The organism is Rummeliibacillus sp. TYF005, from assembly GCF_003844195.1.
GTDB lineage: Bacteria > Bacillota > Bacilli > Bacillales_A > Planococcaceae > Rummeliibacillus.
In genome coordinates, this window is the sequence record NZ_ML122560.1 from 12,573 (window position 1) to 36,957 (window position 24,385).

Annotated in this window: 24 protein-coding genes; 17 read left to right on the plus strand and 7 right to left on the minus strand. The window is 35.4% G+C overall.

The window, feature by feature from the left end; translation table 11 throughout:
• The first annotated feature begins 11 nt into the window (after nucleotides 1–11).
• The 7 genes from CW357_RS10565 to CW357_RS10595 all read left to right on the plus strand — a co-directional run bounded on the left by CW357_RS10565 (nucleotide 12) and on the right by CW357_RS10595 (nucleotide 7,142).
• Nucleotides 12–968: a cation diffusion facilitator family transporter gene (locus tag CW357_RS10565; protein ID WP_119414832.1), complete on the plus strand. Its 957-nt coding sequence runs from the start codon at nucleotides 12–14 to the stop codon at nucleotides 966–968.
• Nucleotides 969–1,165: 197 nt separating this feature from the next.
• A complete protein-coding gene (locus CW357_RS10570; protein ID WP_124217993.1) occupies nucleotides 1,166–1,984 on the plus strand; it encodes a helix-turn-helix domain-containing protein in 819 nt (272 codons plus the stop codon).
• Nucleotides 1,985–2,112: 128 nt separating this feature from the next.
• Nucleotides 2,113–3,090 (plus strand): ABC transporter substrate-binding protein, encoded by a 978-nt coding sequence (locus tag CW357_RS10575; protein ID WP_119414834.1) that lies wholly within the window; start codon nucleotides 2,113–2,115, stop codon nucleotides 3,088–3,090.
• A 198-nt stretch (nucleotides 3,091–3,288) separates the two neighbouring features.
• On the plus strand, nucleotides 3,289–4,299 hold the full coding sequence (locus tag CW357_RS10580; RefSeq protein ID WP_124217994.1) for a FecCD family ABC transporter permease: 1,011 nt from the start codon (nucleotides 3,289–3,291) through the stop codon (nucleotides 4,297–4,299).
• On the plus strand, nucleotides 4,289–5,317 hold the full coding sequence (locus CW357_RS10585; RefSeq protein ID WP_124217995.1) for a FecCD family ABC transporter permease: 1,029 nt from the start codon (nucleotides 4,289–4,291) through the stop codon (nucleotides 5,315–5,317). The genes CW357_RS10580 and CW357_RS10585 overlap by 11 nt, the downstream gene beginning before the upstream one ends.
• Nucleotides 5,318–5,328: 11 nt before the next feature.
• The gene (locus CW357_RS10590; RefSeq protein ID WP_119414837.1) at nucleotides 5,329–6,111 is read left to right on the plus strand and encodes an alpha/beta hydrolase; all 783 of its coding nucleotides are present in this window, start codon (nucleotides 5,329–5,331) and stop codon (nucleotides 6,109–6,111) included.
• A gap of 326 nt (nucleotides 6,112–6,437) precedes the next feature.
• Entirely contained in the window at nucleotides 6,438–7,142 is a 705-nt protein-coding gene (locus tag CW357_RS10595) for a class I SAM-dependent methyltransferase (protein ID WP_241155074.1), read from the plus strand.
• Nucleotides 7,143–7,187: 45 nt separating this feature from the next.
• Here CW357_RS10595 and CW357_RS10600 read toward each other — a convergent pair whose 3' ends face one another.
• Nucleotides 7,188–8,021 carry a DUF2268 domain-containing putative Zn-dependent protease gene (locus tag CW357_RS10600; RefSeq protein WP_124217997.1) on the minus strand — a complete coding sequence of 278 codons (834 nt, stop codon included), beginning with the start codon at nucleotides 8,019–8,021 and terminating at the stop codon, nucleotides 7,188–7,190.
• A gap of 178 nt (nucleotides 8,022–8,199) precedes the next feature.
• On the opposite strand from CW357_RS10600, the gene CW357_RS10605 reads away from it, so the two are divergent.
• A complete protein-coding gene (locus CW357_RS10605) occupies nucleotides 8,200–8,481 on the plus strand; it encodes a hypothetical protein (protein WP_119414840.1) in 282 nt (93 codons plus the stop codon).
• A gap of 187 nt (nucleotides 8,482–8,668) precedes the next feature.
• Here the strand turns inward: CW357_RS10605 and CW357_RS10610 are convergent, their stop codons facing one another.
• From CW357_RS10610 to CW357_RS10625, 4 genes are all read right to left on the minus strand, one after another.
• Nucleotides 8,669–8,857, minus strand: coding sequence for a FeoB-associated Cys-rich membrane protein (locus CW357_RS10610; protein ID WP_119414841.1), 189 nt, complete (start codon nucleotides 8,855–8,857; stop codon nucleotides 8,669–8,671).
• Between the two features lie 16 nt (nucleotides 8,858–8,873).
• Nucleotides 8,874–10,886: a ferrous iron transport protein B gene (gene feoB / locus CW357_RS10615; RefSeq protein ID WP_124217998.1), complete on the minus strand. Its 2,013-nt coding sequence runs from the start codon at nucleotides 10,884–10,886 to the stop codon at nucleotides 8,874–8,876.
• Nucleotides 10,880–11,110, minus strand: coding sequence for a FeoA family protein (locus tag CW357_RS10620; RefSeq protein WP_119414843.1), 231 nt, complete (start codon nucleotides 11,108–11,110; stop codon nucleotides 10,880–10,882). Before CW357_RS10620 ends, feoB begins: the two co-directional genes overlap by 7 nt.
• Before the next feature lie 213 nt (nucleotides 11,111–11,323).
• Nucleotides 11,324–12,706 (minus strand): glycine--tRNA ligase, encoded by a 1,383-nt coding sequence (locus CW357_RS10625; protein WP_124217999.1) that lies wholly within the window; start codon nucleotides 12,704–12,706, stop codon nucleotides 11,324–11,326.
• 326 nt (nucleotides 12,707–13,032) lie between these two features.
• Here CW357_RS10625 and CW357_RS10630 point away from each other — a divergent pair, with 326 nt between their 5' ends.
• From CW357_RS10630 to CW357_RS10670, 9 genes are all read left to right on the plus strand, one after another.
• Nucleotides 13,033–13,671: a helix-turn-helix transcriptional regulator gene (locus tag CW357_RS10630; RefSeq protein ID WP_124218000.1), complete on the plus strand. Its 639-nt coding sequence runs from the start codon at nucleotides 13,033–13,035 to the stop codon at nucleotides 13,669–13,671.
• Between the two features lie 12 nt (nucleotides 13,672–13,683).
• A complete protein-coding gene (locus CW357_RS10635; RefSeq protein WP_124218001.1) occupies nucleotides 13,684–14,499 on the plus strand; it encodes a pyruvate, water dikinase regulatory protein in 816 nt (271 codons plus the stop codon).
• Nucleotides 14,500–14,730: 231 nt separating this feature from the next.
• Entirely contained in the window at nucleotides 14,731–16,554 is a 1,824-nt protein-coding gene (dnaG, locus tag CW357_RS10640; RefSeq protein WP_124218002.1) for a DNA primase, read from the plus strand.
• Nucleotides 16,555–16,587: 33 nt separating this feature from the next.
• Complete coding sequence (gene rpoD / locus CW357_RS10645; RefSeq protein ID WP_119414848.1) at nucleotides 16,588–17,736, plus strand: RNA polymerase sigma factor RpoD; 1,149 nt, start codon at nucleotides 16,588–16,590, stop codon at nucleotides 17,734–17,736.
• A 91-nt stretch (nucleotides 17,737–17,827) separates the two neighbouring features.
• Nucleotides 17,828–18,400 carry a hypothetical protein gene (locus tag CW357_RS10650; protein ID WP_119414849.1) on the plus strand — a complete coding sequence of 191 codons (573 nt, stop codon included), beginning with the start codon at nucleotides 17,828–17,830 and terminating at the stop codon, nucleotides 18,398–18,400.
• Between the two features lie 152 nt (nucleotides 18,401–18,552).
• The gene (locus CW357_RS10655; RefSeq protein WP_119414850.1) at nucleotides 18,553–19,692 is read left to right on the plus strand and encodes an acyl-CoA dehydrogenase family protein; all 1,140 of its coding nucleotides are present in this window, start codon (nucleotides 18,553–18,555) and stop codon (nucleotides 19,690–19,692) included.
• A 144-nt stretch (nucleotides 19,693–19,836) separates the two neighbouring features.
• Complete coding sequence (gene cccA / locus CW357_RS10660) at nucleotides 19,837–20,217, plus strand: cytochrome c550 (protein WP_119414851.1); 381 nt, start codon at nucleotides 19,837–19,839, stop codon at nucleotides 20,215–20,217.
• 137 nt (nucleotides 20,218–20,354) lie between these two features.
• The gene (locus CW357_RS10665) at nucleotides 20,355–21,050 is read left to right on the plus strand and encodes a tRNA (adenine(22)-N(1))-methyltransferase (RefSeq protein ID WP_119414852.1); all 696 of its coding nucleotides are present in this window, start codon (nucleotides 20,355–20,357) and stop codon (nucleotides 21,048–21,050) included.
• Nucleotides 21,050–22,168: a Nif3-like dinuclear metal center hexameric protein gene (locus CW357_RS10670; protein ID WP_124218020.1), complete on the plus strand. Its 1,119-nt coding sequence runs from the start codon at nucleotides 21,050–21,052 to the stop codon at nucleotides 22,166–22,168. The genes CW357_RS10665 and CW357_RS10670 overlap by 1 nt, the downstream gene beginning before the upstream one ends.
• A 90-nt stretch (nucleotides 22,169–22,258) precedes the next feature.
• Here CW357_RS10670 and CW357_RS10675 read toward each other — a convergent pair whose 3' ends face one another.
• Together CW357_RS10675 and CW357_RS18590 are read right to left on the minus strand one after the other, a co-directional pair.
• A complete protein-coding gene (locus CW357_RS10675; RefSeq protein WP_119414853.1) occupies nucleotides 22,259–23,242 on the minus strand; it encodes a 4-hydroxy-3-methylbut-2-enyl diphosphate reductase in 984 nt (327 codons plus the stop codon).
• A gap of 192 nt (nucleotides 23,243–23,434) precedes the next feature.
• Nucleotides 23,435–24,253 (minus strand): YqfQ family protein, encoded by an 819-nt coding sequence (locus CW357_RS18590; protein ID WP_241155075.1) that lies wholly within the window; start codon nucleotides 24,251–24,253, stop codon nucleotides 23,435–23,437.
• Between the last annotated feature and the right edge of the window lie 132 nt (nucleotides 24,254–24,385).

The following is a 24,385-nucleotide window of genomic DNA, read 5'->3' on the forward strand; positions in this document are numbered from 1 at the left end:
TGAAATGAATAATGGGACATTCACATGAGCACGGTCACAGTCATGATCATACACATGGTGCAAACAAAAAGACCTTAATGATAGCTTTCATAATTATTACATCTTATATGATAGTTGAAGTTGTAGGTGGTCTTTACACAAACAGCCTAGCACTGTTATCTGATGCGGGGCATATGTTAAGTGATGCCATTGCACTTGGGGTGGGTGTATTAGCCTTTACGATAAGTGAGAAGGTGGCTAATAATAGAAATACGTATGGATATAAACGCTTTGAAATTTTAGCAGCTGTTTTCAATGGTGTGACATTAATTTTAATAGCTATTTTTATATGTGTAGAAGCAATACAACGCTTTACGAAACCACAGGAAATTGCTTCAAGTGGTATGCTTATCATTGCAATAATCGGTTTATTGGTAAACATCCTTGTTGCGTGGATCTTAATGCGTGGTGGTGATACACATGATAATTTGAACATGCGTGCCGCTTTTTTACATGTCATTAGTGATATGTTAGGCTCTGTCGGTGCAATTATCGCGGCTATTCTTATCATGTTATTCGGTTGGGAATGGGCAGACCCGGTTGCCAGTATAATTGTAGCAATACTTGTTTTAACAAGTGGATGGCGTGTTACGAAAGCTTCTATACATGTGTTGATGGAAGGGACGCCTTCGAATGTTGAGACAGATGATATTATTAGTACTTTCCAAACAACGGAGGGCATACTTGCTATTCATGATTTACACATATGGAGTATTACAAGTGGTCAAAATGCACTTTCTTGCCATGTAGTTGTAGATGGAAAGCTTACAGTAAAAGATAGCCAAATTATTTTACAAGAACTCGAACATAAATTATTGCACTTAGGGATAGGGCATATGACAGTTCAATTAGAAAATGACCGACACAAACATGATAATACAATCCTTTGTAAATTAGAAGAAAGACATAGTCATCATCATGAACATTAAAAAACATTTAAAAATAATATAAGTAGAGAAAATTCATGAACATGAAATGCACCCCGATTGATAAAAAATCAAACGGTGGTGCATTTTTTTATAGTAGCATTAATAGCAGTTTTCCTTTAAAAAATCTTTACAATTCACTTTCTACATATTACCATGTTAATTGATAATCGTTTTCAATTGTGGGTGAGAATAGAAAAATGGACATTTCATTAAATGAGATTATAAATTATTATGCAAATGCATCTGTATCTTTTTCCAATATATTTGTTGCCAATTTAAATCCAGGTAAGAGTGATGTAGGACGTAGGACAGCACCTGGAATGTGTGGTCTTATTATCCCTTTGCAAGGAAGTGCAAATTTTACATTGAATAATCAAACCTTTGCAATGGGGATAGGTACAATCGTCCATGCAGGGCCCCAAATGAGTATAAAAGTAGATAATTCAAGCAAGAAAATTTGGAGGTATGTGGTATTACATTATGAAATCCCAGCTAAAGAGAAGGAAGTATATCAGCTTTATCATCAACATTTTTCTTTAAAAGTGGACAATCAAACAAGAATTACTCGATATATTAAAGAGTTAATAAAGGCGTATTCTGTTCCAGGTCCCATCTCTAAAATTACGGCGAGAACATTGTTCCATCAAATTATTGAAGAACTAGTGCAGGGTGCAAAACGAAACAGTAAATCCGATAGGGACACAGTAATTGAACAAGCGGTGGATTTTATGCATCAACATTATACAGAGAAAATTTCAGTAGCAGAAATTTCAAAGCGTTTTAAAATAAATAGACGTCGTTTTACAGAATTATTTGAACGACATACTGGGTTAAATCCATCAAATTATATCATCGAATTAAGGATGAAAGAGGCAAAAGAGATGCTTCGTCAGAGTGATCTTTCCATAGCAGTAATTGCCTTTCAATTAAGCTATGATGATCCATTTTACTTTAGTAGAATATTTAAAAAATATGTAGGTGTATCTCCGACAGCATATCGCAGAGAGATTACATAAATCGGCAAAAGTCCATGCGAAAAAACATTTTGTCCATTCTCATTTTCTAATCTTTTTGGTAAATTAATAATCGGCAATGATAATCATTATCAATAAATGAAAATTTATAATTTACTAGGAGGATCAATATGGGGAAATATTGGAAATTAGGAGCGGTTGCTTTACTTTCTTTAGCAATTGCAACAGGATGCAATTCAAACAGTGATACAAAAAAATCAAATGATACAAAAGTATCGGAAAGTAGTGCAAGTGCTGACAAGGAATCTACTACAAAACAAATTACATACCTTGGTAAGGAATATACAGTGCCAGCTAAAACAGATAATATTATCGCAGCAAGTTTAGAATCTATGGAAGATGCTGCAGTTCTTGGTGTCAAGCCAACAGGTGTTGTTTCAATAGCCGGAAACGATATGCCAGAATATCTTAAAGATGACTTTGATGGAGCGACTGTTGTGGGAAATAAATTTGAACCAAATGCAGAAGCTATGCTAAAGCTTGAACCAGATGTCATTTTAGCTTCTGATAAAATGGATGCAAAAAAATTAGCTAAATATGATAAAGTGGCAACAACCTTCCCATACACTTTTGTTGCAGAAAAATGGCGTGAAAACTTGCAATTATTAGGTCAATTGACAGGTAAAGAAAACCAAGCGGATAAAGTAATTAGTGATTATGAAACAAAAGTAGCTGAATTAAAAGATAAAGCGGTTAAAGAACTAAAAGATAAAAAAGTAATGATTATCCGTGTTCGTGGTACCATGATGGCTTATGGCCCTTCTCTTTATTTAAATCCTGTTTTATATGATGATTTAGGACTTGAGGTACCAAAAGAAATAGCAGATGCAAAAACACAAATGGAATTATCATACGAAACATTATCAAAAATCAATCCTGATGTGATCTTCCTTCAATTTGACGAATCGGAAAATACTAAAACACCAAAAGCATTAGATGAAGTATTAAAAAATGATATCTTCAAAAGTGTAAATGCTGCTAAAAATGACAAAGTATTTGTCAATAGTATTTCTCCTTCAGCACAAGGAGGAACAGCTTGGTCTAAAACAAGATTTTTAGATGCAATCTCTAAAGACCTTCTAAAATAGTAAGTTTGAAAAAGCGAATAGCCTAATGCTTTTCAGTCAATTGACCCAAACGTATCTTAAAAGCTTAGTTTGATTTGTCCATTTTATCAACAAAGCAGTTGGAGAGAATCTATTTTTCTCGTCCATCTGCTCTTTTTCTCATTATTAAAACACTATATTTTTGAAAGTGTATTCTTTTTATATAAATGAGGTGTCACAATGAATAAACAGCGCTGGAATGCAATTGTTATTTCTTTTGTATCACCAGTTTTAATCATAGCTGTTATGATTGTTTCTATCATACTAGGTACAAAGGATATTCCTTTGTCAACGGTTTGGCAGGCAATCATAAACTATGATGCAACAAATGTAAATCACCAAATAATTTGGACGAGTAGACTTCCAAGAGCTGTAGCAGTAGCGATTGTTGGAGCATTTTTAGCAGTCGCTGGTGCAATTATGCAAGGGATTACAAGGAATTATCTTGCGTCTCCATCATTAATGGGCGTGAATGATGGCTCAGCTTTTGTTATTACATTAGCAATGATTTTTTTACCTGGACTTGCGAATTACCAATTAATCTTACTTTCAATGCTAGGTTCTGCTTTAGGCGCAGGGCTTGTTTTTGGATTTGGGTCGCTTATTCGGAATGGATTGTCACCAGTTAGACTAGCGATTATAGGGACAGTTATAGGTACTTTTCTAAGTAGTATAGCGACAGCGATTGCAATGTATTTTCAAGCATCTCAATCTATTAGTTCTTGGTATAATACTAAAATTCATATGGTCGATCCTAAATTATTGATCATTTCCATTCCATTTGGCGTTCTTGGCTTAATACTTGCAATAGCTAGTTCTAAATCTATTACGATAACATCATTAGGAGAAGATATAGCTACAGGTTTAGGGCAAAATACGAAATGGATCAAAATCATTTGCATGATAGCTGTGGTTTGTTTAACGGGAACAGCAGTAGCTCTTGTTGGTAAAATTGGATTTGTTGGATTAGTAATTCCGCATATTACTCGCTTTTTAGTAGGAGTAGATTATCGTAGAATTATTCCTTTCTCAGCACTTTTAGGTGCGATGTATTTATCTTTATGTGACTTAATTAGTCGCTATATAAACTTTCCGTTTGAAACGCCAATTGGAGTAGTTACATCATTGATTGGTGTACCATTTTTCTTATATTTAATTCGTACGCATGGAGGTGGGAAACATGCGGCATAAAAAACTTACAACATCTCTAATAGCAGTATTGTTGCTAGGTTGCATTGCTCTTGCAAGCTATATACATATTACAAATGGCGTCTTTGATATTAGTGTAAAAGATGTTTTAAAAACAATTTTAGGATTTGAAGATGATGAACGGTTTAAACTAGTTATTTTTGAATTTAGGTTACCACGCATTATTATTGCGGCCATCGTAGGAGTAGGATTAGCTCTTGCTGGTGTTGTATTACAAGGGATTACGAGAAACCCATTGGCAGATCCAGGGATTCTAGGCATAAATGCAGGAGCAGGGACAGCTATTGTATTGTTTATGTTTTTCTTTCAAATTCAAGTAGTTCAGGCAGATATTCAGAACTGGCTAGCTGTTATGATGATGCCTATTTTCGGTTTTGTTGGAGGAGGATTAGCAGCTGCTATTATATTCTCATTCGCTTATAAACAAAAACGACTTGATATGCAAAGGCTCATTTTAACAGGAATCGCGATTAACAGTGGTTTTAGTGCATTGTCATTATTCTTTTCTTTAAAGATGAATGCATCTGATTTTGAAGCGGCAGCAGTTTGGATGAATGGTTCCATTTATAATGCTGATTGGATGTTTATTTGGATAATTTTACCATTGGCAGTCATTTTGGCTATCTATATTTTTTATAAAGCGCATCTCTTAGATTACTTCCAACTAGGGGAAGAGAATATGATCAGTTTAGGGATTAAAACAGAGAGCGAAAAAAGAAAGTTAATGATTGCAAGTGTTGGTTTAGTAAGTGCTTGTGTATCTGTTTCGGGAAGCATTGGGTTTATCGGCCTAATGGCTCCTCATATCGCAAAACAGCTTGTTGGAAATCATCACCGCTCTGTTGTCATTATTAGTGCATTAATGGGAGCTTTTCTTTTAATTTTCGCAGATTTTATCGGCAAAACGGTATTTGCACCTTTAGAATTATCAGTTGGGATAGTTGTATCTATCATCGGTATTCCGTATTTTCTTTATTTACTAATTAAGACTAAGGCTTAGGAGGATTATAAATGGCCCCAAGTATAGAGACTTTTAAAATACATTCTACGTGTGCAGATTATACGTATACTGTTCAAATTTATATTCCTGAGAATGTAAAAAATTCAGATCAGTTGCCTATTTATTATATTTTAGATGGTAGTTCATATTTTACATTTGCCAATCAAACGATTAAATTGCAATGTTTAAATTCACCCAAGACAAAGGTTTGTCCGGCAATTGTCGTAAGTATTGAGCATGGTGAGGATATGCGAGATCGTCGCTTTTATGATTTTACTGCACCGGCGAAGGTGTATATATATCCCCAGCGTTTATTGCAAAAGGGAAAGGTTCGTAAAAATGGAGGAGCAACAAAATTTACTCAATTTCTCATGAGAGAATTGAAACCGGCAATACATGAAAAATTTCCAAACCATGGTGATGAAATTATATTCGGTCACTCTCTTGCAGGGTATTATGTACTCTGGCTTTTGTTTATGAATAAGCATTATTTTGACCGTTACATTGCATTTAGTCCATCTATTTGGTGGAACCAATATGAAATAGAAAATTTAGCGCAATCATTTATAAATGATCAAGATTGTAAAGTTTCTCCCTTATTTGTGGCTGTTGGGAGTGAAGAAGGATTTATGGTTGAAGATTCGGAAAAGATGCACGAATTACTTCAACCAAGATTTATGAACAATATTTCTTTTTATAAAGCAGAAGATGAAAATCATGCATCTGTTGTACCTACTGCAATAAGTAGGGCAATGCGCTTTATGACGACTGTAAAAGTCGAAATACCATCCTAGTTCTGTAAAATTACTGATTGTCGCCACAATGTTATATATTATTCAACTATACTCAAAAAGAGTATTTGAAAATGATTAATAGCATGAACTTTTTGGGGGATTACAATGATTTCCCCATACCATATCAATTTCTTTAAATCGATAAGGTAAATGAAATACTCCTCATAGTCTAAACAAATTTTATTTGTTAACTAATGAGGAGTTTTTTTATTTTTTAGAGGTATTTCATTGATTGACTAGTTTCATATATTTCTAGGTTTTCGTACACTTTGAAGCTTCCCTCATTCGCATACAATAACAGTATCTTATTGTAGAGGGGTTATTTGATGAATCAATATTTAGATTTACTTGCCTATTTCGGTATTGGTGGTGCACATCCTGGTGGTTTTGCGCTAACTCAATCTATTTTTGAAAAAGAAAAAATTGAACCGCATTTTAGTGTACTAGATATGGGTTGCGGTACAGGACAAACCGCATCTTATTTAACAGAAAAGTTTGGATGTAGTGTAACAGCAATCGACATAAATTCAATGATGGTGGAGAAAGCCAAAAAAAGATTTGTGAACGAAGGGCTTAATATTAAAACCGTTTTAGGTGATGTACAAAAAATGAAATTCGCTGATGAAACCTTTGATTTTGTACTATCTGAATCGGTTATTTCATTTACAAATATACCAGAGACTTTAAAAGAGTTAGTAAGAGTTTTAAAAAGAGAAGGTAGTATGATCATAATTGAAATGACTGCCGAGCAACCATTATCAAACGAAGTAAGAGAAAAAATTTTAGAATTATATGGGGTCAATCAAGTTTTAACGGAAGAAGAATGGATCACGTGTTTGCGGCAGGCAGGATTTACAAATGTAAAAGAAATCCTAACGCCTCCATTCCTCCTTCCAAGTGAGATTGATGATATCGATGAATCTGAAAAAATACCGATACATTTTTATAATCTGTGGGATGAACATAATGATTTTGTAGAGAAAAATAATCATCTAGTAGGTTATCGTGCATTTAAATGTTCTCTTGCATAGTTTTTTTATAATTTATTCGACTATTACTAACCCTGTATAAAAAAATTATTCTTTCGGGAATTTCGAACCAGAAATTATTGTATCTGAGGATTTTCGATAAAGCTCATCATTTTTGAAGGGACCATTTTTTTCTTGATAGCTATTAATAATCTGATAACCAATATGGTATCCAATCCATTTAGGTAACGGACTACCTTTTTGACCATATAAGAAAGGATAATGATTCTTTAAACCTTTTAAATACAATGAAGGTAAAAAGTATCTCTTCCATATTTCTAAAGACTGTTCATATGAATAGAGATTTGTCCATGGACCGACGAACTTTTCACCGTATAAATCTTTTATTGCATATTCTCCAAGTCCTTCAATAATAATTGACTCTTTTAAAGGGATTTGATCTAGTGACAGATTATTAAGGTGAATACGGCATACATGGTTATACTCATGTGCAAACATTGCTTTTATTTCCGTTTCAGAGAGACTATTCGAAAAGAATAAAAAGACACCTTCTTTATAAGCAACACCATTTTTCCGAAAATCTCTTTTGAATCCCATCCCTTTTATAGGAAAAATATATATTGGAACATTTGGTCCGTTCCACAATTTCTTTAATTTTTTATATTCCTTCTGCACAATTTTCCAAACATTTAATTCTTCCATTTTCTCAACTACTGTTTCAATTTTAAACCATTCAAAAGGATCAAATAATCCATGATTTAATAATTCGTGATGTAATGATTGAGGAGCAATATTAGGGAATCCCTTTTTTAATGGGTCACAGAGCGTTTCACGTTGAATAGTAGGATAGTCAAGAATCGATTTCTCTTTACATCTATTTATAAATTCATAAAGCCATTGTTTTGTTTGAATTACTGACAATTACCTCATCCTCTTTTACTTTTATATTTATGTTATGTTTTGAAAATGTTATTGCTTTCGAAAATTTAAGTGAATATGAATTTTTATTCCTTAGACCTTTATCCATAAGATTCTATTTCACTGACCATATAATACAATGCATACTCATATGCAATATAAGTTTGGAAGGAGGGTGAACATGAATCCGGCAGATGCGTATAATTTATGTAATAGATATCATGGGAAAATGGTAAGAATTAGATGTAATGATGGAACAGTACATGTAGGACAAATTACAAGAGTAGATCAAAAAATGGTATGGATTAACCCACAAAGTGGAATGGGCGGATATGGCCTAGGCTGGGGTTGGGGTGGTTATGGATACGGACCGGGATACGGATATTATAGACCAGGATTTGGCGTAGGAATCGCTCTTGGGGCAATCGTAGGAATCGGTCTAGCTTCGGCATTTCTGTGGTAAAAGAAAAATAGAGGAAATTCACTGACGATAGAAAAACGTCAAAACTTTTTCTTGCATTAAAGAGTAATACCCTCATCTGAAAATTGATAGGTGAGGGTAATCTCTAATAATGTTGGTCACTATTCAATTGATGTATTAATATTTCACCATAAGAAAGAGGTTATCCTAAAATCGGATAACCCCGTACCTATTTGTGTAATGTACTTATATGGTCATTATTATTTGATTTGATAGCAGTCGGTGTGCCGCAGCTTTTGCAATTACTTTTTAGTTCACATGTACCGCATTTACCTTCCTTACTTTTTTGAATATGGCGATAAATAGTCCATCCTGCGTATCCGAAAATAAGTAGACCTATAATAATATTAGCGATCATCTCGATGCTTCCTTCCTTAAAATCCTAATAGTTTACCACCTTGGTAAATAATCAACGCAATGATGTATGCTAAAATCAACGCGTAAACGACTGCAAAATATGTCCACTTTGTTGAACCAGTTTCTTTTTTTATCGTACCAACAGTAGCTAGACAAGGAACATATAGTAAGATGAAAACAATGAATGTAAATGATGACAATGGATTGTAAGCTTGTGTTAACAATCCTTGTAAACTATCCATATTTGGAGCATGATAGATAATATTCATGCTTGAAACAACTACCTCTTTTGCCAAAAATCCTGTTAAAAGGGATGCTCCAGCTTGCCATGTACCAAACCCAAGGGGAGCGAGTATCGGTGCAAATAATCCACCAATTACTGCTAGAAAACTATCATCCATTTCTACACCTAATCCACCTGGACCAGCATATGATAATAGCCAAATAATAACAGAACCTCCGAATATGAATGTACCGGCTTTACGAATAAAACCCTTTCCTTTATCCCAAGTACTTCTTAATAATGTTTTTGATTGAGGAATTCGATAAGGAGGTAATTCCACTACAAAAATAGAAGTTTCACTCTTAAGTAAAAGCTTTGAAAAGATTTTCGCCATCAGTAATGCCAAAGTAATCCCTAACAAATAAAGTGAAAAGACAATAATTGTTTGATGACCAGCAAAAAATGCACCGACAAATAATGCGTAGACAGGTAATCTTGCTGAACAAGACATTAATGGAGTCAACAAAATCGTGATTAATCGTTCTTTTGGCTGTTCAATCGTTCTCGCTGCCATTACACCAGGCACATTACAGCCGAAACCAATAATCATCGGTATAAAAGCCTTTCCGTTTAGACCAACAGCTTCCATTAACTTATCCATCACAAGTGCCGCACGTGCCATATAACCTGAGTCTTCCAAAAATGAAATAAAGAAAAATAAGATAAAGATTTGTGGTACAAAAACAAGTACACCGCCAACACCAGCAACTATACCATCTAAAACTAGCGATTGAATAAACTGAGATGTACCAAGATCATTCAATAGAATAGTTATCCAATCTGTTAATCTACCAGAAATAAATTGATCCAATAAATCTGAAAGAGGGGTTCCAAGCCAATCGAATGTTAGTTTAAACATGAATAACATACATAATAAAAAGATAGGCATTCCTAAATATTTATTTGTAACGATTGCATCAATTCTGTCAGACAAATGAACTTGTTGTTGTTTTTCATGACTCACAGATTGTTCTAAAATAGTTGTAATGTAATTCTTTCTTATCTGATAAATCCTTTGAGCTATACTATTAATATGATTACTTTTCTTTAGTTCTGCTTCAGTTTGTTGGTACAGTTTATCCAACAGTTCTTTTGAAACAAGCGTTTCTAAATAATTTCGTATGACTACATTTCCTTCGAAAAACTGTAACGCAAGCCATCGATGAGGAAGATGTTGAATATCTTCTAGTGGCAAAATTGATAATAATTGATCAATGCCATTTTCAATATCTTTTCCATAATTTAATGCTAGCTGCTCGACAGGCTTCGTATTAAGTGAAGTCATATAATTCATCATATTGTTACAACCTTCACCAGTTCTCGCAACAATGGAAACAACCGGTGTATGTAAGGCTTCAGATAGTTTTTCTTCGTTCAAAGAAATTCCTCGATGCTTGGCAACATCAGACATATTCAGCCCGATGATAAGAGGCTTTCCATATTCCAAAAGTTGAATGGTTAAGACTAAATTCCGCTCCAATTGAGAAGCATCTACGATATTGATAATGCTATTAAATTCCTCTGAGATAAAGAATTTAGAAACAACACTCTCATCTTTTGATAATGGACTTAATGAATAAATTCCGGGTAGGTCAATTAGATGACCTAATTTATCCTTTAATGTTCCAACTTTCTTTTCAACTGTAACGCCGCTCCAATTTCCGACGTATTCATAAGAGCCAGTCAAATAATTGAATAATGAAGTTTTTCCTGTATTAGGGTTCCCTACTAGCGCTATATTTACCATTGTCTTTCAATCTCGATTTGCATAGCTTCTTTATATCGAATCCCTAACATTTGACCGTTATGTTCAATCATGAAAGGACCATGAAATGGCATTCGATTTTTTAACAAGACTTCTTCGCCTTCTAAAATCCCAAAATCTAATAATCTTCTTTTAATATATTTATTTAATGTTGATAAATTGACGATAATCGCGCTTTCACCAAGTTTCAATTCATTTAATGACATGTTGTTCACTCCAAATTTTTTTCACATCTAATCACGCATTTATGATAACACTTCTCAATTGGTAAGTCGATATAGTTCGAAAACTTTTCACTATTTCAGGATTATTCCACATGAATGCGAAAAAAGATGGCGCAACCATTGTCGGTTAACGCCATCTTAAATGTTGGTTTTGATTTATCTAGATATAGCGAAAATTAGGTTAGAGTATTGATACTAAAAAGCTAGATGCTTTTCGATATATTCTTTAACTTCAGCGATAGGCATACGTTCTTGGTTCATAGAGTCGCGGTGACGTACTGTTACTTGACCGTCTTCAACTGAATCGAAGTCGTAAGTGATACAGAATGGTGTACCAATTTCATCTTGACGACGGTAACGTTTACCAATAGATTGTGATTCATCATAATCTACTGGGAAAGCTTTACGTAATTCAGCCCATACTTCAGTAGCTTTATCAGATAATTTTTTAGATAGAGGTAATACTGCTGCTTTAAATGGTGCTAGAGCAGGGTGTAGGTGAAGTACTGTACGAGTATCGCCACCTTCTAATTCTTCCTCATCATATGCATCACATAAGAATGCTAGTGTCACACGATCGGCACCAAGTGATGGTTCGATACAATATGGTACATAACGTTCGTTTGAAATTGGATCAATATAAGTGAAATCTTCACCAGAGTGTTCCATATGTCGTTTTAAATCGAAATCTGTACGAGATGCAACACCCCATAATTCGCCCCAACCAAATGGGAATTTAAATTCAATATCTGTTGTTGCATTTGAATAATGAGAAAGTTCTTCTTCTTCATGGTCACGAAGACGCATAGATTCTTCGTTCATGTTCAAGTTTAATAAGAAGTTTTTGCAGAATTCTTTCCAGTATGCATGCCATTCAAGTTCAGTTCCTGGCTTACAGAAGAATTCAAGTTCCATTTGTTCAAATTCACGAGTACGGAAAGTGAAGTTACCTGGTGTAATTTCGTTACGGAATGATTTACCGATTTGTGCAATACCAAATGGTGTACGTTTACGCATAGAGCGTTGAACATTTTTGAAGTTAACGAAAATACCTTGTGCAGTTTCTGGACGAAGGAAAATTTCGTTTGTTGAATCTTCTGTAACACCTTGGAATGTTTTGAACATTAAATTGAACTGACGGATTTCAGTGAAATCTTGAGCGCCACAATCTGGACAATGCACGTCATATTCTTTCATAACATCAGCCATTTTATCAAAAGGCATGCCATCGACGATGATTTCTTCGCCTTTTTCTAGTGCTGCTTCTTCAATTAGTTTGTCGGCACGATGACGAGCTTTACATTGTTTACAGTCAATCATAGGGTCATTAAAGTTACCCACATGGCCAGAAGCTACCCAAGTTTTTGGGTTCATCAAAATAGCTGCGTCAAGACCTACGTTATATTGTGATTCTTGAACGAATTTTTGCCACCATGCTTTTTTTACGTTGTTTTTCAATTCAACACCAAGTGGACCGTAATCCCAAGTGTTAGCTAAACCTCCGTAGATTTCAGAACCAGGGAAGACAAAGCCACGATGTTTGGCTAAGCTTACGATGCTTTCCATTGTTTTTGCCATTAGAAAATCCCTCCAAATATTAAAGCACCCGTCTCCGGGCACAATTTTGTACCCGGGGACGAGTGCATATAGACCCGCGGTTCCACCCCGATTGGCTACTAAAAAATAGTAACCCTCTTTCAAGAATATTAGCTCCCGGTTGCCTTTTTCTGATTTCGTGTAGTCTTTCACCATCACTACTCGCTTTCAGTAGATGAAATCGTACTTATAGACCGTTCATTGCTTATTTGTATTGATGCTTATTGTATCATGTGATTCTTTTCTTCGCAATAAATTGAAAAATAGTATATAATAATTGAGTATTGAGTATAACATTTTTTGAGGCGGTGAGTCCAATAGAACTCAACAAACGTCAGGAAGAGATCTTAGAAATTGTCAAAGAAAATGGTCCCATTACCGGGGAACAAATAGCTGAGCGTCTTTCTCTGACTAGGGCGACACTTAGACCGGATTTAGCCATACTTACAATGGCAGGTTTTTTGGATGCTAGACCGCGTGTCGGTTATTTTTACTCTGGTAAAAAGACAAACCAAGCTGTTATCGATAGCATGACCAATATGAAAGTGAAGGACTTTCAATCGATACCAGTGGTAGTTTCTGAGGATGTTTCTGTATATGATGCCATTTGTCAAATGTTCTTAGAAGATGTGGGTACACTATTTGTGGTAGACCACAACTCATACTTGACAGGTGTGCTTTCAAGAAAAGATTTACTTCGAACAAGTATAGGAAGTCAGGATTTGAATCATATTCCCGTACATATAATCATGACGAGGATGCCAAATATTGCATACTGTTTTAAATCGGACGGTTTAATACAGGCTGCACATAAGCTTATTGAAAGGCAAATAGATGCATTACCTGTCGTTATCGAACATCCAGATGGCTTAGAGGTCATAGGTCGTTTGACAAAAACAAATATAACACGAGCGTTCTTGTCGCTTGCTGAAAATCATGATTTGTGAGGTGATGCTTCCATGAATAATTTAACTGTTTTTATCATTTCGGACTCAGTAGGTGAAACGGGTGATTTAGTTACAAAAGCAGCTATTAGTCAATTTAGACCAGGAATGCAGGATACTAAAATTCAACGTTTTCCCCATATAGAGAGTAAAGAACAGCTTACAGAGATTGTTCATCTAGCAGTAGAGCAGAATGCTATGATTGTTTACACTTTAGTAAAAGAAACAATGCGTATTTTTTTAAATGGAATGTGCCAGGAGCATAATATTCCATGTGTAGATTTAATGGGGCCTATTTTAGGAATCTTAGGAGATACTTTACAAGTAGAACCTTTAGAAGAACCTGGACTAGTTCGCAAATTAGATGATGATTATTTCCAAAAAATAGAGGCAATCGAGTTTGCAGTAAAATATGATGATGGACGCGACCCGAGAGGATTACTAAAGGCGGATATTGTTTTAATAGGCGTTTCACGAACTTCCAAAACCCCATTATCACAATTTTTAGCACACAAACGATTCAAAGTAGCTAATGTCCCTTTAGTTCCTGAGGTAGAGCCGCCAGAGGAATTGTTTTTAGTGGATCCAGCAAAATGCTTTGGTCTTGTAATTTCTCCAGAAAAATTGAATAGCATACGAAAAGAACGTTTACTAGCTTTGGGATTAAATGATGGAGCGAATTATGCAAAACTGGAACGGATAAACGAAGAAATTTTGCATTTTAAAAAAGTAGTTGATCGAATCGGTTGTCAGGTGATTGATGTGACCAATAAAGCTGTTGAAGAAACAGCTAACGATATTATTCATCGTATTCAATTATCTAAACAATAAACTAACTATGCAATCCTCCTTTCTAGGGAGGTTTTTTTACGTTTTAGTATGAAAATGTTAAAAAAGAAATAGAATTTTCGGGTGTAATGTTTTATAATAAAAAATTGTGGTAAAAATAATTACAAGTATTTAGCCCATACTAACTTAAATTTAAAATTTTTTGTCGAAAAATGAAGGACTTTTTGATAATTATCTCGAATTCAGTTATGAGCGAAAAAAGATGGTGATGGAATGGCGCAAAAAATACCTGAAGAGATTATTGAACAAATACGTTCAAAAACAGATATTGTGGATGTTATTGGTGAATATGTCCAGTTGACAAAAAGAGGAAGGAATTATTTTGGCTTATGCCCTTTTCATGGCGAGCAAACCCCTTCTTTTTCTGTATCCACTGATAAGCAAATTTTCCATTGCTTTGGTTGCGGTGCTGGAGGAAGTGCCATTACATTTTTAATGGACATTGATAATATATCCTTCCAAGAAGCTACGGCTAAGCTTGGTGAACGTGTTGGCATTCATGTCGATGTTTCATCAACACCTAATATTCATACACATCCTATTTCTCCTGAAGAAGGACGTATGAAAGATGCCCATTCTTTTGCAGCAGATTATTATCAGCACTTACTTTTAAATACTGAAGAAGGCGAAAAAGGGCTTGAGTATTTGCAACAACGAGGTTTTACCAAAGAAGAAATCGAAACAAATGGGATAGGTTATTCTTTACCCCATTGGGATTCTTTAACACAACTTTTAACACGAAAAGGCTTTGACTTAGATGAAATGGAACAGAGCGGATTAATTATTAAACGAGAGGACGGTTCGGGTTACTTTGACCGTTTCAGAGGCCGCGTCATGTTCCCAATTCGTGATGAGCAAGGTAAAATTATTGCGTTCTCTGGTCGTATTCTTGATAGTGGAGGAGAAGATGCCAAGTACTTAAATAGTCCTGAATCGCCTATTTTCCATAAAGGGCAAGTGTTATACAACTTGGATCAAGCAAGACCAATTATACGAAAAGAACGTAAAGTTGTTTTATTTGAAGGTTTTATGGATGTGCTCTCGGCAAAGAGAGCAGACGTTTTTAATGGTGTTGCGTCTATGGGGACTGCCTTAACGATGCAACATATGAATAAGTTAAAACGTCTAACTGATCATATAATTGTTTGCTACGATGGTGACAAAGCTGGTTGGGAAGCTGCAAGAAAAGCGGCAGAAATGTTACATGCTGAAAGATTAAATATTGAAGTTGCAGTGCTTCCTACAGGTTTAGACCCGGATGAATATATACAGCAATTTGGTCCAGAAGCTTTTAAAGAAAAGGTAATCAGTGAACCTCAAAGTTATGTTGCATTTATGTTAATGTATGCTAGGCGGAACAAAAATTTTCAATATCAGAATGACATATTGCAATATGTGGATGAGGCTTTAGGCTTTTTAGTTGAAGGAATTTCACCTATTGAAAAAGAATTATATATCAAACAGATTTCAATGGACACGAATATTTCCGAAGAAACATTACAAATGCAATTACGTCAAAAGGAAGCACAGCTTGCAAAGAATTCTAAACGATTTGAGCAACAAGTGCAACCAATAACTCAACAAATTACTCTTCAAAAAGATAAAATCACAGCGACTGACCGTGCAGAAAGACTACTCTTAGCACATATGTTACACAACATTGACGTTGTCGATCGAATTCGCCAAGAAGAGGATGAAAATCCCTTTGTACGGGAAGATTATATGGCAATCTATATTCACCTAATTGGTTTTTATGAAGAACATCAAAAAGCAGATTACCAGCGTTTTGCTGAAGTCATTGGTGATAGAGAGCTACGTAAAATCATAATGGAAGCTGCACTTGTAGAGAGAGATCCTGATCATGCTGAGGAAGAAATTTCTGATTGTTTAAAACAAATAAGAAAGTTCAGGATTAAGCAAATTATACAAGATAAAAAACATGCTATTCAAGAAGCAGAAAAGATGCACGATTTGAATAGTGCAATGCAGCTTTTAAAAGAAGTTATTGATTTAAAGAATTCACTATCAAAAGTGTAATGGGATAGTGATGGTTAGAAGGAGGAAACACCTGTGGCGGACAAGTCTAAACGTTCAACCGATGATAAAAAAGTAAAAGAAGTAGAACATGAGCATACTTTAGAAGAAACAAAAAAATTCTTATTGGCTATTGGTAAGAAAAATGGCGAATTAACATATGCAGAAATTGCAGATAAATTGCAAACATATGAAATGGAAGCCGATCAAGTTGAAGAATTCATCGAAAAACTTGAATCTAATGGTATTGAATTAGGTGGTAAAGATGGTGATGAAGAAAACTTAGATCGACTACTTAAAGGTAAGGACCATGAAGAAACGTTTGACTTGAATGATTTAAGTGTTCCACCAGGCGTTAAGATAAATGACCCAGTTCGTATGTATTTGAAAGAAATTGGTCGGGTTGACTTACTAAGTGCAGAAGAAGAAATCGCACTTGCTGAACGTATCGAACAAGGTGATGATGAAGCACGTAAACGATTAGCAGAAGCAAACTTACGACTTGTTGTAAGTATTGCAAAACGATATGTAGGACGTGGCATGCTTTTCCTTGACCTTATTCAAGAAGGAAATATGGGGCTTATTAAAGCAGTTGAAAAATTCGATTATCGAAAAGGATTCAAATTCTCAACATATGCAACTTGGTGGATTCGTCAAGCAATTACTCGTGCGATAGCTGACCAAGCACGTACAATTCGTATTCCCGTGCATATGGTTGAAACCATTAACAAGTTGATCCGAGTTCAACGTCAATTACTTCAAGACTTAGGACGTGAACCAACACCTGAAGAAATCGGTGAAGAAATGGATCTTACACCAGAAAAAGTTCGCGAAATTCTTAAAATCGCTCAAGAACCAGTTTCATTGGAAACACCAATTGGTGAAGAAGATGATTCACATTTAGGTGATTTCATAGAGGATTCAGAAGCTCAATCACCTTCTGAACATGCTGCATATGAGCTTTTAAAAGAACAATTAGAAGATGTATTAGATACATTAACTGACCGAGAAGAAAATGTACTACGTTTACGCTTTGGTTTAGATGATGGCCGTACTCGTACACTTGAAGAAGTAGGTAAAGTCTTTGGTGTTACAAGAGAACGTATTCGACAAATAGAAGCAAAAGCACTAAGAAAATTGCGCCATCCTTCAAGAAGTAAACGTCTAAAAGATTTTCTAGAATAGTCAAAAAGGCACCCTTTAAAAGGGTGCCTTTTTTCGTTGAATTAAGGTAAAATTGGGGATGAAAATGGTTTCAATAGCTGGGGGCAATTACATGAACAGTCAAAAGAAAGAAGTAATCCTAAACGAAATCTCATTCTGGAAGAAAAATAAATTATTACCTGAACATTATTGCGATTTTTTAACAACTTTATATTCAGAAGGTCAAGAAGTAGAAGAAAATAATACGACTAAAATAAGAATCAATGCGGCCAATTCTTTACTGGCAGAAAATTATTCAAAAAATAATTTGAAAACGATTTTAGCTTCCATAGCTATTATCCTAATTTTCGTTGCATTATTTGTCTTGAAAGCCCCATTCGTTCTTATTCCAATTATTTTAAGTGTGAGCATAATAGTTGGTCTGTTAGTATTTCTTTTTAAATTCAAGCCCAATAAAACAGTGAGAAAAACCTTAACATACGCTACAATAGCTCTACTAATTTTTGGAGTCTCTATCAAAATCGTAAACCTCTATTTTGGTGGACACCCTTCACTTCTTTATGGTGTTCTACTTGGGAATTGTATTTTATGGTTGTTAACTGGTAGATTATTAAACTTAATCTATTTTAAAATCTCAGGTATTATTGGATTAATCATCGTCATTTTTTATATGTTGTTTAAATAAATTGATATCAAAACGATTACTTTAGAGATTTGGAATTCACAACTCAATCAATTAAGTATGAAGCTATTTTAAAAATAGCTTCTTTTTTTTAGTCTTAAAAAATATGATTTTATATAAAGTGTTTTGTAAAATTCGATGAGGAGTGATAGTAGATGAACTTTGAACTAACCGATGAACAAAAAATGTTACAGAAAATGATAAGAGAGTTTGCGGAAGAAGTAGTAGCGCCAGGAGCAATAGAAAGAGACCGTACGAAAGAGTTTCCAAAAGAAATTTTTAAACAATTAGGCGAAATGGGAATAATGGGACTGCCTTTTGAAGAAACTTATGGTGGGGCAGGTTCTGATACCATTAGTTTTGCAATCGTAACAGAAGAGCTTAGTAAAGCGTGTGCATCCACTGGAATAACGTATTCTGCTCATATTTCCTTAGGAGGTGCTCCACTCCATTTATTTGGAACAAAAGAACAAAAAGAAAAATTCCTAACACCAATTTGCACAGGTGAATCGTTGGGGGCATTTGGTTTAACAGAGCCTAATGCAGGTTCCGATGCTGGTGGAACTGAAACAACTGCAAAACTTGATGATGGTGTTTATACGATAAACGGAAGTAAAATGTTTATCACAAATGCAAGTTACGCAAATCATTTAGCTTTAACTGCTGTTACTGGTATCAAAAAAGGTAAAAAACAAATAAGTTCCATTATTGTACCAACAGATTCTAATGGATTTACTATCTCTGAGCCATATGAAAAAATGGGGTTAAATTCGTCAAATACGACAGAACTTATATTACAGGATGTGCAAGTTCCAAAAGAGTATTTATTGGGTGTTGAAGGAGAAGGGTTTAAACAATTTCTCGTTACATTAGATGGAGGAAGGATAGGGATTGCAGCAATGGCTGTAGGAATTGCTCAGGCAGCCTATACAAAAGCACTAAATTATGCAAAGGAAAGAAAGCAGTTTGGACAAGCGATTAGTACATTCCAAGTAACACAATTTAAGCTCGCAGATATGGCTTTAAAAATCGAATTAGCACGAAATATGGTTTATAAAGCAGCTTGGTTAAAAGATCAACAAAAAGCATTTACAAAAGAGGCAGCAATGGCTAAATTATATGCAACAGAAATAGCGATGGAAATCGCAAGAGAAGCTATACAAATTCATGGCGGATATGGGTATATGAAGGAATTTGAAGTCGAAAGGTATTTAAGAGATGCAAAGCTGTTAGAAATTGGTGAAGGAACCTCTGAAGTACAAAGAATGGTTATTGCAAGACAAATTGGTTGTTAATATGACTATTGTGTCAAATTTGTCACAAACAAACGAAAACTTGTACAGAAAGCCTTTTCGTTTCATCAGTTATGAAGTACAATATAAAGTGTTGACTGATTCTATTTATAGAAATAGATTGAACTTATAAGGGAGGGTAAATTTATGAAAAAGAATCCTATTATTCCGTATATCTTAATCATGGCGTTCGGTTTAGGTTTAATCTTCTTCTTGTCTGTAGAAGGAGCAGGAAATAAAGCCGATATCGCTAAAGGCGGAGACAAAGCAAAAACTGAACAAGCAGCTGGTGATAAAGAATCGGCATCTGGTGATGTTGATCCCGAAGCAATCGCTAAAGAAAAATGTATATCTTGTCACGGTGGAGACCTTAAAGGCCAAGTAGGTCCAAACTTACATGGTACAGGTTTAAAAGAAGCTGAAGTAAAAGATATTCTTACTAACGGTAAAGGCAGCGGTATGCCTGCTGGTTTAGTTTCAGGTGCAGAACTTGATGCTATGGCTAAATATATTTCTGAATTAAAATAATTAATTCCTATATATTTTCCAAACCCTTATCCTACTTGGGATAAGGGTTTTTTACTTAAATCTAATTCGAAATAAGACTTATCTATACAATATATGACGAATTTCGATACAATAAGACAAGGGAGGAGGGTTTAAAAATGAATGCTCAAAAATTATCAAAGCGCCTCGAAAAAGTTGCCTCTTTTGTGCCGGAAAATTCAATTGTAGCTGATATTGGTAGTGATCACGCATACTTACCTTGCTATTTAGTTTTAAATAAGATTGCAAAAGGTGCAATAGCAGGAGAAGTAGTGAAGGGACCATATGAATCAGCATGTCATGAAGTACAATCAGAAGGCTTACAATCACAAATTACAGTACGTCTAGCTGATGGGCTTAAAGCTATATATCCAGAAGACTGTGTAACAGTCATTACTATTGCAGGTATGGGTGGTCCGCTAATAGCATCTATTTTGGAAAAAGAAGTAGGTCGATTAGCAGGAGTGAAGAGACTAATTCTTCAACCAAATATACATGCAATTGCAATCCGTGAATGGGCCTCTAAAAATAATTGGAAGATTATAAACGAGGAAATCTTAAAAGAAGATGACAAGATTTATGAAGTATTAGTACTTGAACCAGGTAAAGAAACTTTAACAAATGAAGCCTTACTATTAGGACCAGTACTAATGCAACAACAAAATGAAGTCTTTAAAGAAAAATGGAATCATGAAATCGAACAATGGCAAAATGTTTTAAAAGCTCTTGAAAAAGCAGAGCAAACCAAAGAAATTTTAGCTAAAAAGAAAGAATTACAGCAACGAATTCGAATGGTAGAGGAGGTTTTGCGATGATGAAAAAAACGAATGGTCAAGAAATTATTCAAATTTTTGAATCATGGTCTCCGAAAAAAATTGCGGCAATGGAAGGCGACCCAATTGGACTAGCCATTGGTACTTTAAACAAACCTGTATCCAAAGTGTTAGTTACATTAGATGTTAACGAAAATGTAGTTGATGAAGCCATCGCCAATCAATGCCAATTAATAATTGCTCACCATCCACCAATCTTCCGGAAATTAGCAAATCTACGAACTGATAATCCAAAAGGTCAATTATTAGAAAAATGTATTAAAAATGACATCGCAGTATATGCAGCACATACAAATTTAGATGTTGCTGAAGGCGGAGTGAATGATTTATTAGCAGAAGCATTACAATTACAGAATTGTGAAGTGTTAGTACCAACATTTACTGAAAAGATGTATAAGCTTGCTGTATTTGTTCCAGAAAATCATGCAGAACCATTACGACAAGCATTAGCAGGTGCTGGTGCTGGGCAAATAGGGGATTATGATTCTTGTAGCTATACGATTTCTGGTGAAGGAAGATTTAGAGCATTAGATGGAGCCAATCCTTTCACTGGCGAAGTTGGAAAGCTTCACACAGAACCAGAAGTGAAGATAGAAGTGGTTGTATCTGAGACAAATAAAAACAAAGCCTTGCGTGCAATGTTCAATCATCATCCTTACGAAGAACCTGCTTATGATTTATTTGCCTTAGAAACACCTGCAAATGAAATGGGATTAGGCAGAATTGGAACGATAAATCCAATGACACTTCATCAATTTGCTGAACATGTAAAGAATACTTTAAATGTTCCTGCTGTACGAGTTGTGGGGGATTTGTCAGCACAAGTACGTAAGATTGCTGTCTTAGGTGGCGACGGGAATAAGTATATCTATGCAGCTAAACGTGCAGGAGCGGACGTTTTTGTGACTGGAGATATGTATTTCCATGTTGCACAAGATGCGGAAAGTATGGGATTACATATTGTTGATCCTGGTCATCATGTTGAGAGTGTTATGAAAGCAGGAGTTGCGAAAAAAATGACACTTCTTTGCGAACAGCATAAAGTCGACTGTACTTTTATTCCTTCAAAAATATCGACAGAACCTTTCCAATTTATATAAATGAGATATATAATAACTGAACAAGAATAGAAAAGAGCGTCTAATCTGTCTATAAAGACAGTAAGACGCTCTTACTAACACTAGCCATTATTATTTTTCAGATAGGTTATACGGCATGATTTTTTCAACTGGTGAAGGTTGTTTAATCTTAGGTAAAATTTTATCTAATGTTACGGTTCTCGCTAAAGAATGAGTAGAAGGGTCATTGGGATCATATTTTTCTAAGAATCTAATCACTTCTTTAACAATTGGAGTAGGTGTGGAAGCACCAGCCGTAACTCCAACTTTTTCGATACCTTCAAGCCACTCTAATTTAAGTTCTGATAAATCTGCAATACGATAAGAATTTGTATGAGCAATTTCTTCAGAAACTTGTGTTAAACGATTAGAGTTATTACTTCTAGGATCACCAACAACTAATAATAGATCAGCTTCACCTGCTTGTTTTGCAACTGCTTCTTGACGAACTTGTGTAGCTAGACAAATTTCTTTATGAATTTCGATATTTGGATATTTTTCTTTCAATCGGTCCATTAAATCTGCTACATCCCATTGACTCATGGTTGTTTGGTTTGTCACAAGGATTTTATCACGAGTAAGATTTAGTTGGTCAATATCCTCCAAGTTTTGCACAAGATGTACATGGTTAGGTGATACACCGATAGCACCTTCTGGCTCTGGGTGTCCTTTTTTACCGATATAAATAATATCATAGCCTTCAGCAGATTTTTCTTCTATCAAATCATGTGTGACTGTAACATCAGGGCATGTTGCATCAATTGCAACTAATCCTTTTTTTCTTGCTAATTCTCGTACTTCAGGTGAGACACCATGTGCAGTATAAATAACGGTTCCTTTATCAACTTGTTTCAAAATTTCAAGACGATTTGGACCATCTAAAGTAATAATTCCATCCTGTTCGAATGCATCGGTAACGTGCTTGTTGTGAACAATCATACCGAGTATATAAATAGGTCTTGGTAATGTTTTATCTAAGGCTGCATTACGTGCGATCACCATTGCATCGACAACGCCATAACAGTATCCTCGTGGTGTGATTTTAATGACTTGCATGCTTCGAACTCCTTTCAACGCTCGCTATGTATATTATACCGGAGTCCTGATTTGAATACAAAATAATCTATTCTTCAGCAATATGCAGTTCCATCACCTCAAAAGGAGAGATGATGGAACTGCCCGTAAAAAGCCCGATTGGTTCAACTAACCTTCAGAGGGGGAAAGAACCCCTCTGAAGGAAGTATCACTTTACCCATTAAAGGGTGGTTGGAATATTCTTGGGGTTGATGGGCGTGTTCTTGGTGGTGTGTATGCTTGAACTTCTGGTTGTGCAGGCTCAGGTTGTGAACTATTTCTACCAAATCTAAATCTCATTGGTCTTCTTTCTTGCGCAAGGTTATTATTTTGTGGATCAGTTGCGGTGGTAGGGCTATTTGCATTAGGAAGTCCTTGGAACCCTTTATAAAGTCTGTATAAAGCAGGTAGGTTTTGGAACATCGGTGAAATCTGTTTAACCATAGGCGTAAATTTTTGAGCAGTATTAAACAATTGATCGGCTGTATTTAAGTATTGTTCTAATTTTGCGAATCCTCCAAGGGAACTTGCACCTTCAGCTACATTTGCAGCAGCCCCAGCAGCTTCCACGGCTCCAGCAGCTCCGGCAGCCCCGGCAATATTTCCAGCAGTATTTGCAGCTCTTGCTCCACCACCAGCAAAACTACTTAAAGAATTTGCCATTCTAGCAGCACCATCGGCAAAATTACCTACAGTATTCGCTGTTCTAGCGGTGCCGCCAGCAAAATTACCTATAGAATTTACAGCTCTAGCTGCGCCACCTGTAAAATTCCGAATTGGACCAGCAGGAGCAGGACCACCTGGACCAGGGCCACCAAAACCTGGTGCACCTATAAAATTACCGGCTCCTCTTGCGAAAGCTTGTGCAGGTCCATTAAAGTTGCCTGGACCAGGAGGTGGAAAAGGCATTGGCCTCATCATTTGTTGCATTCCATATGGATTAAACCCTCCCTGAATTGGGTTACCATAAGGGTTAAAGGATCGGTAAACCATAAGAATCTCCTTTCAATTTTTCAAAGTAAAATCAAAGTTCACTCAAACGTGAATTATGAATTTGTTTACTTGTAAAATAAGACAATAAAAAGCACATAGGAAAAATCAACAAGAGAATTGACTAATGCTTTA

Excerpts from the sequence above, each read along its gene's own strand:
- CW357_RS10565 (WP_119414832.1), top strand. The coding sequence starts at position 12 with ATGGGACATTCACATGAGCACGGTCACAGTCATGATCATACACATGGT.
- CW357_RS10570 (WP_124217993.1), top strand. The coding sequence starts at position 1,166 with ATGGACATTTCATTAAATGAGATTATAAATTATTATGCAAATGCATCT.
- CW357_RS10575 (WP_119414834.1), top strand. The coding sequence starts at position 2,113 with ATGGGGAAATATTGGAAATTAGGAGCGGTTGCTTTACTTTCTTTAGCA.
- CW357_RS10580 (WP_124217994.1), top strand. The coding sequence starts at position 3,289 with ATGAATAAACAGCGCTGGAATGCAATTGTTATTTCTTTTGTATCACCA.
- CW357_RS10585 (WP_124217995.1), top strand. The coding sequence starts at position 4,289 with ATGCGGCATAAAAAACTTACAACATCTCTAATAGCAGTATTGTTGCTA.
- CW357_RS10590 (WP_119414837.1), top strand. The coding sequence starts at position 5,329 with ATGGCCCCAAGTATAGAGACTTTTAAAATACATTCTACGTGTGCAGAT.
- CW357_RS10595 (WP_241155074.1), top strand. The coding sequence starts at position 6,438 with ATGAATCAATATTTAGATTTACTTGCCTATTTCGGTATTGGTGGTGCA.
- CW357_RS10605 (WP_119414840.1), top strand. The coding sequence starts at position 8,200 with ATGAATCCGGCAGATGCGTATAATTTATGTAATAGATATCATGGGAAA.
- CW357_RS10610 (WP_119414841.1), bottom strand. The coding sequence starts at position 8,857 with ATGATCGCTAATATTATTATAGGTCTACTTATTTTCGGATACGCAGGA.
- feoB (WP_124217998.1), bottom strand. The coding sequence starts at position 10,886 with ATGGTAAATATAGCGCTAGTAGGGAACCCTAATACAGGAAAAACTTCA.
- CW357_RS10620 (WP_119414843.1), bottom strand. The coding sequence starts at position 11,110 with ATGTCATTAAATGAATTGAAACTTGGTGAAAGCGCGATTATCGTCAAT.
- CW357_RS10625 (WP_124217999.1), bottom strand. The coding sequence starts at position 12,706 with ATGGCAAAAACAATGGAAAGCATCGTAAGCTTAGCCAAACATCGTGGC.
- CW357_RS10635 (WP_124218001.1), top strand. The coding sequence starts at position 13,684 with ATGAATAATTTAACTGTTTTTATCATTTCGGACTCAGTAGGTGAAACG.
- dnaG (WP_124218002.1), top strand. The coding sequence starts at position 14,731 with ATGGCGCAAAAAATACCTGAAGAGATTATTGAACAAATACGTTCAAAA.
- CW357_RS10650 (WP_119414849.1), top strand. The coding sequence starts at position 17,828 with ATGAACAGTCAAAAGAAAGAAGTAATCCTAAACGAAATCTCATTCTGG.
- CW357_RS10655 (WP_119414850.1), top strand. The coding sequence starts at position 18,553 with ATGAACTTTGAACTAACCGATGAACAAAAAATGTTACAGAAAATGATA.
- cccA (WP_119414851.1), top strand. The coding sequence starts at position 19,837 with ATGAAAAAGAATCCTATTATTCCGTATATCTTAATCATGGCGTTCGGT.
- CW357_RS10665 (WP_119414852.1), top strand. The coding sequence starts at position 20,355 with ATGAATGCTCAAAAATTATCAAAGCGCCTCGAAAAAGTTGCCTCTTTT.
- CW357_RS10670 (WP_124218020.1), top strand. The coding sequence starts at position 21,050 with ATGAAAAAAACGAATGGTCAAGAAATTATTCAAATTTTTGAATCATGG.
- CW357_RS10675 (WP_119414853.1), bottom strand. The coding sequence starts at position 23,242 with ATGCAAGTCATTAAAATCACACCACGAGGATACTGTTATGGCGTTGTC.
- CW357_RS18590 (WP_241155075.1), bottom strand. The coding sequence starts at position 24,253 with ATGGTTTACCGATCCTTTAACCCTTATGGTAACCCAATTCAGGGAGGG.